At 68.8% G+C, this 11890-nt stretch carries 14 protein-coding genes and 4 pseudogenes; 7 read left to right on the top strand and 11 right to left on the bottom strand.

The genetic code is table 11. From position 1 onward, the window contains the following. Window positions 1-464: 464 nt before the first annotated feature. Window positions 465-1322 (top strand): MOSC N-terminal beta barrel domain-containing protein, encoded by an 858-nt coding sequence (locus AB0C96_RS35065; protein WP_362923228.1) that lies wholly within the window; start codon window positions 465-467, stop codon window positions 1320-1322. A 40-nt stretch (window positions 1323-1362) separates the two neighbouring features. Then, the gene (locus AB0C96_RS35070) at window positions 1363-1755 is read left to right on the top strand and encodes a group 1 truncated hemoglobin (RefSeq protein WP_362923230.1); all 393 of its coding nucleotides are present in this window, start codon (window positions 1363-1365) and stop codon (window positions 1753-1755) included. A gap of 289 nt (window positions 1756-2044) precedes the next feature. Here AB0C96_RS35070 and AB0C96_RS35075 read toward each other — a convergent pair. The 3 genes and pseudogenes from AB0C96_RS35075 to AB0C96_RS35085 all read right to left on the bottom strand — a co-directional run. Next, window positions 2045-2650 (bottom strand): annotated as a pseudogene (locus AB0C96_RS35075) (PEP/pyruvate-binding domain-containing protein); the annotation flags it as partial. Between the two features lie 102 nt (window positions 2651-2752). Next, complete coding sequence (locus AB0C96_RS35080; RefSeq protein WP_362923231.1) at window positions 2753-3253, bottom strand: universal stress protein; 501 nt, start codon at window positions 3251-3253, stop codon at window positions 2753-2755. A 15-nt stretch (window positions 3254-3268) separates the two neighbouring features. After that, window positions 3269-3655: a universal stress protein gene (locus tag AB0C96_RS35085; RefSeq protein ID WP_362923233.1), complete on the bottom strand. Its 387-nt coding sequence runs from the start codon at window positions 3653-3655 to the stop codon at window positions 3269-3271. 305 nt (window positions 3656-3960) lie between these two features. Between AB0C96_RS35085 and AB0C96_RS35090 the strand changes: the two are divergent. From AB0C96_RS35090 to AB0C96_RS35105, 4 genes and pseudogenes are all read left to right on the top strand, one after another. Continuing rightward, window positions 3961-4124: pseudogene (locus AB0C96_RS35090) on the top strand (CBS domain-containing protein); the annotation flags it as partial. 200 nt (window positions 4125-4324) lie between these two features. After that, a complete protein-coding gene (locus AB0C96_RS35095; protein ID WP_362923235.1) occupies window positions 4325-4540 on the top strand; it encodes a DUF1918 domain-containing protein in 216 nt (71 codons plus the stop codon). A 332-nt stretch (window positions 4541-4872) separates the two neighbouring features. After that, window positions 4873-4998, top strand: coding sequence for a hypothetical protein (locus AB0C96_RS35100; RefSeq protein WP_362923236.1), 126 nt, complete (start codon window positions 4873-4875; stop codon window positions 4996-4998). Window positions 4999-5056: 58 nt separating this feature from the next. Then, window positions 5057-5356, top strand: coding sequence for an Hsp20/alpha crystallin family protein (locus AB0C96_RS35105; protein ID WP_362923238.1), 300 nt, complete (start codon window positions 5057-5059; stop codon window positions 5354-5356). A 146-nt stretch (window positions 5357-5502) separates the two neighbouring features. Here AB0C96_RS35105 and AB0C96_RS35110 read toward each other — a convergent pair whose 3' ends face one another. Beyond that, window positions 5503-5886, bottom strand: a complete 384-nt coding sequence (locus AB0C96_RS35110; protein ID WP_362923240.1) for a hypothetical protein — start codon at window positions 5884-5886, stop codon at window positions 5503-5505. 527 nt (window positions 5887-6413) lie between these two features. On the opposite strand from AB0C96_RS35110, the gene AB0C96_RS35115 reads away from it, so the two are divergent. Then, the gene (locus tag AB0C96_RS35115; RefSeq protein ID WP_362923242.1) at window positions 6414-6833 is read left to right on the top strand and encodes a CBS domain-containing protein; all 420 of its coding nucleotides are present in this window, start codon (window positions 6414-6416) and stop codon (window positions 6831-6833) included. A 115-nt stretch (window positions 6834-6948) separates the two neighbouring features. On the opposite strand, the pseudogene AB0C96_RS35120 reads toward AB0C96_RS35115, so the two are convergent. From AB0C96_RS35120 to AB0C96_RS35150, 7 genes and pseudogenes are all read right to left on the bottom strand, one after another. Beyond that, window positions 6949-7295 (bottom strand): annotated as a pseudogene (locus tag AB0C96_RS35120) (hypothetical protein); the annotation flags it as partial. Between the two features lie 80 nt (window positions 7296-7375). Then, entirely contained in the window at window positions 7376-8281 is a 906-nt protein-coding gene (gene htpX / locus AB0C96_RS35125; RefSeq protein ID WP_362923243.1) for a zinc metalloprotease HtpX, read from the bottom strand. A 5-nt stretch (window positions 8282-8286) separates the two neighbouring features. Further along, a complete protein-coding gene (locus tag AB0C96_RS35130; protein WP_362923245.1) occupies window positions 8287-8565 on the bottom strand; it encodes a hypothetical protein in 279 nt (92 codons plus the stop codon). After that, complete coding sequence (locus AB0C96_RS35135; protein WP_362923246.1) at window positions 8562-9338, bottom strand: PspA/IM30 family protein; 777 nt, start codon at window positions 9336-9338, stop codon at window positions 8562-8564. The genes AB0C96_RS35130 and AB0C96_RS35135 overlap by 4 nt, the downstream gene beginning before the upstream one ends. A 124-nt stretch (window positions 9339-9462) precedes the next feature. Then, complete coding sequence (locus AB0C96_RS35140) at window positions 9463-10203, bottom strand: hypothetical protein (RefSeq protein WP_362923248.1); 741 nt, start codon at window positions 10201-10203, stop codon at window positions 9463-9465. 440 nt (window positions 10204-10643) lie between these two features. After that, a pseudogene (locus AB0C96_RS35145) lies at window positions 10644-11074 on the bottom strand (transposase). A 62-nt stretch (window positions 11075-11136) separates the two neighbouring features. After that, window positions 11137-11721: a winged helix-turn-helix domain-containing protein gene (locus AB0C96_RS35150; RefSeq protein WP_362923254.1), complete on the bottom strand. Its 585-nt coding sequence runs from the start codon at window positions 11719-11721 to the stop codon at window positions 11137-11139. Window positions 11722-11890: the final 169 nt, after the last annotated feature.

An 11890-nucleotide genomic window follows, 5' to 3' on the forward strand; every position in this document is an offset into this window, starting at 1 on the left:
TCCCGGCTCCGGCGTCTGTGAACGGCCGTGGATCTTCGCGCGCATGCTTCCCGCCGGGCGGTACTGCAACGGGCGTACCTCAGCCTCATGGGCTTCGTGGCGGCCTCGGGCACCGCAGTGTCGATCGCCGGGCCCGTCTCCCACGCGCGGCCGGGTCCGCGGTTGGCGGGGGTGCGGACTTCGAGTTCGGCGCGAAGCTGGGGGACGAGCATGAAGTGCGGAGTGTGGTACTTCGGGCCGACCTTGCCGCCGCGGGTGCGTCAGGTGCTTCCGGCGGGCACCTCACAGGTGGGGCAGTCGAACTGTTCGACGGCGGCGGCCTTTTCGGCGAGCTCTGGCATGTCGCCGGCGGGACCGGCTCCGCCGCGCACGTCAGCGTTTGACAGGACGTGGCCGGAGGTTTGCGCTTGTAGGGAGACGCCGACGCAACGTTCCGCTCCAGCGCCGGACCGAAGGAGACCGTCATGACAGCGCACTCGTCGCACCCGCCGTCGGCGGATGTCGCCGATGGTGCGGTTGTCGGACTGTGGCGCTATCCAGTGAAGTCGATGATGGGGGAGGAGCTGAACGCCTCAGAGGTCACGGAACGCGGTCTTGTCGGGGATCGGCGGTTCGCCGTGGTCGATCCGGCGACGGGCAAGGTCGCGGGTGCCAAGAATCCGCATAGATGGGGAAACTTCTTCGAGTTCCGAGCCGCGTATGTCGATCCTCCGCGGGCGGGCGGACAACTGCCTGCCGTCCGCCTGACCCTGCCCGACGGGACCATGGTGACGAGCGCCCAGCCCGATGTGGCCCGGCTGCTGTCCGAAGCGCTCGGCCGGGAGGTCACGCTCGCGACGGCACAGGGCGACGATGAGTCGTCACGCACGACGGCCGAGGAGTACTGGCCGGACATGGCAGGGCTCGACCACCGCGACACCGTGACCGAGTGGGACCTGCCGACAGGGACCTTCTTCGATCTCGCGGTGGTGCACCTGCTGACGACGGCGACGATCGATCAGCTGCGCGCCCTCTATCCCGAAGGGCGCTTCGAGGCTCGCCGGTTCCGGCCGAACATCGTCGTGGCGACCCGTCCGGAGCTGCAGGGTTTCGTGGAGAACGACTGGGTCGGCCACACGGCGGCGATCGGCGACGAGGTCCGCCTACGGATCACCGGCCCCTGCCCTCGCTGCGTCATGACCACGCTGCCCCAGGGGGACTTGCCGCACGACGCGGGCATCCTGCGTACGGCGGCGGAGCACAACCAGGTGAACGTAGGGGTCTACGCCGACGTGATCACGGGCGGAACGATCCGGCGCGGAGATCACATCATCCTGGCGTGAATCGGACGACGCGGCATACCCCGCTCCGGAGGGAGCGAACATGGAAACGCAGCCAACCTCGCTCTACGAGCGACTCGGCGGTATTTACAGCATCGCCACGGTGGTCGACGACTTCATCGACCGGATCATGGTGGACGACCGGCTGAACGCCAATCCGCGCGTGGACGACGCGCACCACCGTGTGTTGCCTCCGGGGTTCAAGTACCTGGTCACGGAGATGGTCGGGGAAGCGACCGGGGGACCCCAGCGATACACGGGGCGCACGATGGAGGACTCCCACCGCGACCTGCGGATCACCGCGAACGAGTGGGAGGCCTTCATGGACGACCTCAACCAGACGCTGGACAAGTTCGGGGTGGCGGAGCAGGAACGGTCGGAGTTGCTCGCCATCGTGCAGAGCACGCGGGACGCCATCGTCGTACCGGTGTCCTGAGCGACTCGGTCGTGTTACCGAAGGAGAAGAAGTCCGCCTCCTGGGCGATGGGGCCTGCGGTCGGCGTGGCCCGGGGCAGCTCGATCATCATCGGGTGTGCCGCCGGATGCACGAAGTGCGGCGGTCCGGGCGGTCAACTCGGTACGGTCCGGGAGGAATTCGTGCAGCGGCGGGTCGAGCAGTCGGATGGTGACCGGCAGTCCGTCCATCGCGGCCGTGAGCACGGCGCTGGCGGCGATCATGCCGGGCAGGTCGTCGGGGCTTCACCGTTCCGGAGTCCGGGCCGAGGATTTCCGTGGACCATGGTCTGGACGGTGACCGCGGTACCCAGGTCATCGGCGATGTGTTCACGACGCCGGTAGATCCGTGCGCGCTCACCGTTCCAGAACGAGAAGACCGCGCGCACCGCCCGACGCAGCCGCTCCGCAGGCTCCTGCGGAAAGCCCTCACCCGTCACCGCCGATTCCCATGAACTCCTCGACGACCAGCGGGAGTTCACGCGGATCCGGGTGGCGACCAGCTCCGCGGCGAAGAGGTCCGCGTCGATACCCAGCACGGTGGCCCCGTACTTTTGGAGAAGCCACCGGTAGGAGTCCCAGGCGAATTCCGCGCACCCCGGGGAAGCGGCCGGACCCCGTACGGACGCGTCGTCGAGACCGATGTCGAGGATCGTCTCCACCATGCCCGGCATGGAGTGACGGGCCCCGACCGGACCAGGCGGCGGCCGACGTTGCCGGTGGCCAGGAAGGACCGGCAGGCCGCCGTGGTGATGGTGAAAACCCGGTGGCACGGGCAGACCGATACGGGTCATCTCAGCGAGGTGGGCGCCCTTGTCCCCGAGGAGATCGGCCATGGCGACGCGCCCCTCGGCGAAGTCGTACACGTAACGGATCATGAGATTCGACCGGCTTCCCTTTCCGAAGCCGTTGGCCGCTCACGCCCTCGTACGGCCAGCACGAGCGCGCGGTCCCGGTGCCGGACATCGATGGCGGCACTGTCAAGTGTGCGGGACGACGGCTACCGGGGCCGGGCAATGGTGCAGGACGGCATGTGCGACATGCCCGATGAGGGGATACGCGGCCCTCGAACGATGGGACCGCCGGCCGATGACGAGGAGCCCCGCATCGCTCCCGGCCTCCACCAGATGGTGTGCCGGCTGGCCGACCACGGACTGCTCGATCACGTCGATGCCGGGGTACTTCTCCCGCCACGGCCGCAGTGCGGCCCGCAGTGCGTCGGATTCCTGTGCCCTCATGTCAGCCTGCCAGCTCGGGTCCACGGCCGCCCCGTAGGCAAAGTAGGCCGGCGAATTCCAGCCGTGGACGACCCGCAGCGGAGCTGTCCGGAGCGCGGCGGCATCGAAGGCGAACCCGATCACGTCGTGGCAGGGCCGGCTCAGATCCAGGCCGAGCACCACCGGACGGAAGAGCGTGGCCAACGGTGGCCGCCCGCCCATGGCGGGCACATGCTCATCCGCTGCCTTCGTCCCGGCGCGCACGAGGACGACCGGCTCCTAGATGTGCGCGACCGTCGCCATCGCGACAGATCCGACCAGGAAGCCGGTCAGGCCGCCTACTCCCGCGGAGCCGATGACCAGCAGCTCCGCTTCCGAGGCAACATCGCACAGCACTTCCGGCGCCGGGCCCGTGAAATGGTCCGCGGAGATGGCCAGGTCCGGGTAGCGGTTGCGCAGTTCCGCGGCGGCTTCTCGAGGCAGGCGCTCGGACCACAGCCGAGGTGCGTCCGTCCCCACCAGCGGTGCGTGCGAGTACGGCTGCCACTCCCAGACGTGGACGAGGCGCAGCGGAACATCCCTGCGCAGTGCCTCCCGCGCACCCCAGTCCGCGGCGGCGAGGCTCTCCGGGGAGCCGTCCAGCCCGACGGCCACAGGTCGGGTCATCGTGCGCCTCCGATGGGAGCGGTTCAACGGTTCGCCTTCCACAGTTGCACGGCGCGTAGGGCCACGCTGATGGGCCGCAGAGCCTTCTCGCGGGCCGACCGGCCCACACGGCGGTCCGGATGCAGGCGACAGGCGAGGGCGCGCGGCGAGCCACTCGATCCGCTTCCTCGACTCGACCGGCCAGCGGGGCGAAGGTGCCGGATGACCCCTGCCCGGGGCTGTCGGGCGGATTCCACGCCGGAGGTGTCACAGCGGCCGTGTGACGGTGGTCCGTAGCGAGGACGGCATGCGCACCAGGTGAGATCATGCAGCACACCCCGGGCATCATCAGCGACGTGATGACACAGAGGGTGATCGCCATCGGCCAGGAGGCCCGGTCCAAAGACATCGTCGAGAGCAGCGGAAGGTGAGCGCCCTGCCGGTCCTGGAGGGCGAAGGGCGGGTGGTCGGCGTGGTCTCCGAGGTCGAGGCCAGGCTGCCCGACGCCGGACCGAAAGCAACGCCGGTCATCGGCTCTCCAGCGCCGGAGGTGATCGGCCAGGAACAGCCGTGAACGGAGTCGCCCGCACAAGATCGTCATGCACCCGTGGGCAGCAGACGCACACTGGAAGGAGAGAGCTGGACGGTTCGCGCAAGAGCCAGCCGAGCACAGGGAAGGCGTGAGCGGTGATGCGGGCAGAGACGGGTGATGTACTGCGGTTCACCGGACGAGCTGTGGGAACGCCGGAGCACCGGGCGGTAGTTGTGGAAGTTCTCGGGCCCAACGGGGAGCCGCCCTACCGGGTGCGGTACGACGACGGCCGTGAAACAGAGGTGTTCCCCGGCGCAGGCTGCGTGATCGACAGCCGTCCGGCGCCTGCGGGCAAGCCCGAGCACACGGTTTAGCTCCGATGGGGCGGAGGAAGAGGGCGAGAACGCCGCACCGGCAGAATCCGGCTGATACATGGAATAACACGGTCAGTGGACAGGACGAGGCCGCGGTCGGCTGCGGGAGCGAGCAAGCCGAGGAGCCTGCGGCTGCCGGTAGCCTCCCTGGCGGACGGCTGCCGCTGCACACGATGCCGAAACGGCGTATCCGGACGATCCGCGTGCGCAAGCTGTTCGGTTGACAAACCCAAGCTCCGGCGCGACGGCGGCCCGAGCTGAGTCGCCGAGTGCGGTTCGGGCGCGCAGCATGGAAACACCCGAATGCAGTCGTTTCGCGGAGGTGAACCGCGATGAACATGCCTGTGCGACACCGGCCCGGCAGCCTGCTGGAGCGGGCCATGCCCTCCCTGCACTGGGGCGAGCCCATCACCTCGGAGATCAATGACCTGTTACGAGCGGACGAGCCATCTGCTTGAGTCCGCCTGGGCAATGCCCACGCTGAGTGCAGGGGCACCCTGGGCGCCGCTGGCGGACATGCACGAAGCGGACGACGCCTACATCATCGAGGCGGAGCTGCCCGGCGTGAAACGTGACGATATCGACGTCGAGGTCAGCGGCCGGGAGCTGTGTATCGCCGGCGAGTACAAGGCGTGCGAGCGCGAGGGCGTGCTGCGCCGTACCACCCGCCGAACAGGCCACTTCGAGTACCGCTCCCTGCTGCCCACCGACGTGAAGACTGGCGAGGTCAAGGCGAACCTGACGGACGGGGTGCTGACCGTGACCGTGCCCAAGGCACAGGCCGCAAAGCCCCGGCACATCGAGATCACGAGCTGAGGCCAGCGGCAGCAGCCCCTGGGGCGGGCTCCTCCCGGCGCCGGCCCCACGCCGCGGAGGGCCGTGCGAGTACTGGCCGTCCTCGGTCCGCGTGGGTGGACGGTCGGGCCGTCGGGGCCGTATGGGGCAGCCGACAGCGCTTGCGGTCATGCACCGGCGAGCACCGTGGCATGGACTTGGGCGATGAGGCGCTGCTGGGCCATGCTCAGGCCGCACAACTCCGCCCTGCCCGTAGCCGCCACTGGCCGGCAACCGCAGATGGTCAGGCTCCCGAACCAGTACCGATCCGGCCCGCCCAGAGCGGCGATCAGTGGGCCGGCCACATGATTGGGGGGATATTTGTCCCTGCCCAGCCCAGCGGCGTGAGCGAAGAAGCCGTGCATACCGTTCCGTGCCAGAGATTCACGCTGGATGGTGAACTCGGACGTCATGCCGTGATGCGGGTCGGCGCCCCGCAGCATCAGGTCAGGGAGTCCGCCCCGGAAGTCCAAACTGGTATCAGGATTGATCAGCGCATAGATGTTAGACAACGCCGTGCACCCCCTGCCGGACCGCGACCGGGAAGCAGGCGGCGCACAGCCCAGCTGGACGGTGGGCGGCCGCCCACGACGATCCCTCACCAGAAAACACCGGCATAGCCGCGGACCGTACCCTGCATACCGAGCAGCACTTGGCCCACACGCCGAGTGCGGACCGAAGAATCCTCTTCGATCAGGTGTGTGCTGCCCAACGGCGCCAGGCCGCCTGCGCCGGTCTGCCCGGCGTTGCATTCGGCGCCGAGCCTGGCGCCCCCGCAGCGGTGCGTCACCCGCCCCGTCCTCCCGAGGAGAGCGTGCTGGGCGCCGAACCTATGGCCGCGGAGCCTGGCCATGCGGTCATGCGTCTGCGGGCCCGGCTGCGACCGGAACGTCCACCGCAAGCAGGGCACCACCTGCCCTTTTCCCGGCATGCATAGGGGACCCGGAGATTTCACACTGGCTGTGAGGCGTACCAGTCGGGGCGGGGCCGGCTTCAACGGGCCTCCCCGCGCAGATCGCGAGGTTGGAAGGAGACGGTCATGACCACTGCACGGGAGATCATGCATGCCGGTGCCACCTGCGTCCAAGAGAGCGAGACGCTGGAGGACGCGGCGCGTCGGATGAGTGAGCTGGACGTTGGAGCTCTCCCGATCTGCGGGCCGGACGAACGGCTTCACGGGATCATTACCGACCGGGACATCGTGGTGAAGTGTCTCGCCAAGGGCAAGGACCCGAAGACCATGACTGCAGGCATGCTCGAGCAGGGCAAGCCGATCACGATTGACGTCGAAGCCGGCACGGACCAAGTCCTGCGGGCCATGGAGGAGCACAAGATCCGGCGGCTGCCGGTCATCGAAAACCATCGGCTGGTCGGCATGATCAGCGAGGCGGATCTCGCCCGGCGCCTGCCGGAGGAACAGGTGGGCCATTTCGTCGAGGTGGTGTGCGCGGCCCACTGACCACTCGGCCGTGCCCTTGGTCGGGACGGACGGCCGTCATGGGAAGGCGGTGTGGGAAGCGACGAGGAGTTCGTCGCCGGGGCGGTGCCACATTTCGGGGGCGGGGACTGGGCTTGCCGCTGTCTTGCAGGGCGGTGTTGACCGCGTGCAGATCATTGACGAGGGCGGGCAGATCGTCGGGGTCGTGACGGCACAACAGCCAGGAGTACCCGTAGGCGTCACGGCTGAACTCCACTGGTATACCGCGGTGTTCGGTGTCCGTATCCAGCAGGTTCCGTACGTCCTGGTGGACCTGGGCTGACGCACCGCCCTCGATGCTGGCGAAGCACACCGAGCCCGCTCCGGTCGGCGTGAAGCCGATGGCGGCCTGGAGGGTGATGGCTGCCGAGGGCAGGCCGAAGAGGGGTCGAGGCCGGGCTTGACCGGTTTGCTGTGGCCGAACAGGACATCGAGGAAACCCACGGGGCCGTCAACTCCTTCCGCTCAGCTCCCCGGGCCGGAAGCCCTGCGCTGGTCCGGGGAGGTGATGTCGTGGTGGTGGGTCATGCCGCCCGGCCCAGTTGTGCGGAGATCTTCGCGAGCGCCTCCAGGCGGCGTTCGAGGCTGGGGTGGGTGGAGAACAGGTTGGCCACTACGGTGCCGGGCCCGAGGGCGGGGGTGAAGAAGAACGCGTTGAACGCCTGGGCGGTGCGCAGGTCCTGGGTGGGGATGCGGGTGATGTCGCCGCTGACCTTGGTCAGGGCCGAGGCCAGGGCGGAGGGGCGGGCGGTGAGCACGGCGGCGGCCCGGTCGGCGGCGAGTTCGCGGGAGCGGGACAGCGCCCGGATGAGCAGGAAGCTGATCGCGTAGACGAGGGCGGAGACCGCCATCACGGCCATCAGCAGTACGGCGGTGTTCTGGTCGCGCTCGTCGCGTCCGCCGAACAGCTGGGAGTAGAAGGCGAAGCGGACGATGAGGCCGGCGATCACGCCCAGGAACGAGGCGATGGTGATCACCGCCACGTCGCGGTGCGCGACGTGGGACAGCTCGTGGGCGAGGACGCCTTCGAGTTCCTCCGGTTCCAGGCGGCGCAGCAGGCCGGTGGTGGCGCAGACCACGGCGTGGTCGGCGTTGCGGCCGGTGGCGAACGCGTTGGGCAGGTCCATGTCGGAGATGGCCACCAGCGGCTTGGGCATGTCGGCAGTTGCGCACAGCCGGTCGATGACGCCGTGCGGCTGAGGCACTTCTTCCCGGGTGACGAGCTGGCCGTGCATGGCGTACAGGGCGATCCGGTCGGAGAACCAGTACTGCGCGCCCAGCAGTCCGGCAGCGATGACGACCACCACGACAACGGACTTGAGCAGCGCGATCAGTACGGCGATGAACGCCACGTACAACAGGCCGAGCAGGAACATCGTGACCAGCATCCGGGCGGTCAGCTGCCGGTCGGGCGCGAAGCGGCTGCGCATCGCGCTCACCCCGGGATCAGGCCCTCGTCCAAGAGCAGGTCCCGCACCTGCGTGAGGCTGGTGTCCGCATCGGGCAGCACCAGGTCGGACGGCGTGATCGTCGCATCCGGCACCGGTGTGCCCAGGCTGCGCACTTCGTCCAGCAGGGCCGACAACGCGGTGGCGAACGCCGCCTCGTCGCCCGCCTCGGCAGCCGACTGCAGCGGCGCGTCCAGCTCGTTGAGCCGGTCGAGGTGCTCGTCGGCGATCTCGTACTGGCCCTCGCCGAGAATCCGCATGATCATGATGTCGCCTCCTGGTCCGGCGGTGCCGTCCCGGTCCCGCCGCCCTCCACAGCTGGCGACGCCGCCGAGGCCGGGAGCTTGGCCTTCATCCGGGCCAGTTCCTTGTCCACGTCGCTGCCTGCGGTGACGCGCTCAAGTTCGGCCTGAATGTCGTCGCGGCCCGCGGGCAGCGTGGCGTCCTCCAGCGCGCCGGAGGCGAGCAGCTCGTCCAGCGCACCGGCCCGTGCCTCCAGCTCGTCGGTCTTGTCCTGGGCGCGCTGCATCGCCATGCCGACATCGCCCATCTCCTCGCCGATACCGGTGACCGCCTCCGAGATACGGGTCTGGGCCTCGGCCGCGGTGTAGCGGGCCTTGATTGTCTCCTTGCTGGTGCGGAAGGCATCCACCTTCGCCTGCAGACGCTGCGAGGCGAGGGTGAGCTTCTCCTCCTCCGCCTGGAGCGAGGAATGCTGGGCCTGAAGGTCGATGAGCTGGGACGACACGGCGGTGCGCCGAGTCAGGGCCTCGCGGGCGAGATCCTCGCGCCCGGCGGCCAGCGCCTGGTGGGCCTGCCCCTCCAGCTTCTTGCTGGACTGCTGCAACTGATTGATCTGCACGTCGATGCGTTTGCGGCTGGTGGCCACATCGGCCACGCCCCGTCGTACCTTCTGCAGCATCTCCTGCTGTTGCGCGTAGGAGTAGTCGAGTACTTCGCGCGGATCCTCTGCCTTGTCCAGCGCCTTGTTCGCCTTGATCCGGAACAGGGCGGCTATGCGGTGAGCGATGCTGGTCATGGCGGCCCGCTTCCTCTCGACGTATGAGGGACCGGCCAGGCTGTGCACGCCATGTCGGCGGACACCTTCAGGCTCCGGCCGCGTGGTTCGGGCCGCAACCTCGGCCCTGGGGTGTACCGGCCCATCATTTCTGGCTGGTGGCGATGTAGCGGCCGTGCCAGGTGTGGTCCCATACGGTGCCGGTGGAGGCGTTGACCGACAGCATGCCGTTGATCTTCCCGGAGCGCAGGGTGTGCAGGGTGTAGTAGCCCGGGTATGCCTCAACCTCGCCGACGGTGAGGCCGCTGTCCCGATCGCGCAGCCACTGCCGGGCGCGGTCCTGGGCCTGTGCGGGGGAGATCCGGGTTGGGGTCTGGCCGCCGTGGTGCATCCCGTAGTCGGTGTTCCACATCATCGCCGGTCCGTACTCGATCCCGGTGTCACCGTTCGCCGGGTCGACGAGGATCTCCGTGGCCGGCTTCCCGCCGATGGTGTCCAGTTCGGCGTAGAAGTTCTTCGAGAACTGCATGACCTCGCCGACGCGCAGGCCGAGCCGGCCGGCGAAGGCAGCGGCGCGCTGCCGTGCCTGGTCCAGAGTCTTCACCGGGGCGCCGTCGCCACGCAGCCAGTAGTGGCCGCCCATCATGCCCGGACCCCAGGAGCAGCCCTCGCCCATCATCCCAGGCCCCCACGAACCCCAGTGGTTCCAGTCGTCGCCCGACGTGCCCGGCCTCCAACAATCGCTGGGACTGGTTGGGCCCGTGGCGGCCGGGGGGAGGGAAATGGTGCTGGAGGTGCTGGCGCCTGGCGCGCATCCGGCGGCCAGCGCACCGGCCAGCGCGAGGGCCGCCAGCGCGGCGGCGGTCCGCCTGTTCGTGGTGGGCATGATCATCACCCTTCCGGCTGGTTCCTACCGCGACCGCCGGACCTGGCGCTGCGGCTCTGTCCCTCCTTCCAGCCTCTCTCCGGGAGAATTGGCCGGCACAGAGGCCATCCGGACCTGGCCGCTTATGCCCGCTGGCCCGCGTCGTGCTGCCGCGCAGGGGCCTGGCACAGGTCGGCTGGTATCAGCGCAACGTGCCGAGTCCGGGCAGGAAGCGGCCGGTGCGGGCGGCGCACCGCCGCCAGAGCCTTCCGCTCCCTTTCCGGACTCGATGCGCCCACCCCGCAGTGGGACAGTGGAGGGAGACGGACCCTTGCGTACACAGGCCCGTCAGCTTTCGAGGGAGGCACCTCGTGCTGGTGCAGCGGCTCGATACGAAGACCGTGACGGCCCTGGTCGAGGACGCTACGGCCGCTCCGTCCATGCATACTGACTTCGGCTGGTCAGGGTGATGTTGGGATGTCGAGGGCGAGGCCGGTTCCTGCTATGAAGCCGTCGAGGGTGTCGGGCCGGTACTGGAGGCGTTTGAGTCGGTTGCGGACGAGGGCTTCGAGTCGGTCCAGGGCCATGACGGCGAGGTTGGCCAGGCTGTGTTTGACGTGGGCCCATAGCCACTCGACGGGGTTGAGGTCGGGTGAGTAGGCGGGCAGCAGGAACACCGTAAGCCAGTCACGCTCGGCCATGAGGTGGTGCATCCTGCGGGAGGCGTGGGTGTTCAGCCGGTCCCACACGAGCACGATCGGGGCCTTGACCAGATGGTGGACTCCGTCGATCAGCGCGATGAAGTCCCGCTCGCCCATGCTGCGACGTGCGCTCTTGCCGGCGGATGGGTCCGAAGACGGTGACACAGCCGGGTTCGGGAACCCGGCCGCATCGCGATCAGCCCGGCCACCGACAGCCGTCCCGAACGCCGGCCGCTGACGGTGACGACCGGAGTCACTCCGCGTCGGCCCCACGTCCGTCCCCGGGGCGGCCGTCGGGTGAAGCCGGCTTCGTCCTCGAAGCAGACCTACCCCCGGCAGGCCGCCCGGGTCCTTTTACCTCCGCCCAGGTCACCTCCCGCCACACGCTCACGGCCTGCTCGTCGCGCTCGGCGACCCGCCGGGCGGGCACCTGCGGACAGAACCCGAGCCGGTGCATCAACCGGGTGGCACCCGAGACGCTGTAGGAGACGTGAAACTTCCTGCCGATCAACGTGGCCACCCTCGATGCGGTCCACACCTGGTCTTCCACCCAGCCGTGAGCGGCCGGCCCCTCCTCCAGATACACGGCCAGCTTCTCCAGACACCGCGGGGACAGCCGGCACCGGCTCCCGCTCGGACCGCGGGAGGCCAGAGCCTGCACACCACCGTCCCGCCACAACTGATGCCACTGATAAGCCGACTTCACGCTCACCCGAAGCCGCCGTGCGACTTCCGACGGCCTGACCCTCTGTTGGAACAGTTCAGCCGCCTGCATCCGTACCATCTCCCGGCGCCGACGCCCCGCAGGAGTCAGCCCACCCCCATCCGCATATCTCACAGACCACGAATACAGCCACCCACCCACACCCATCAGCGACTTCGCAAGGATTCACCCCAACGAGCTGAAGCCAGTAGTTCTGTGGGTGTGGTTGGTGGATGGTCAGTCCTGTGTGGATGAGGAAGGACCAGGGGAGTTGGTCGTTCTGGCTGATGCGGTGAATGCCGCG

The sequence above is a fragment of the Streptomyces sp. NPDC048506 genome, from assembly GCF_040651315.1.
GTDB lineage: Bacteria > Actinomycetota > Actinomycetes > Streptomycetales > Streptomycetaceae > Streptomyces.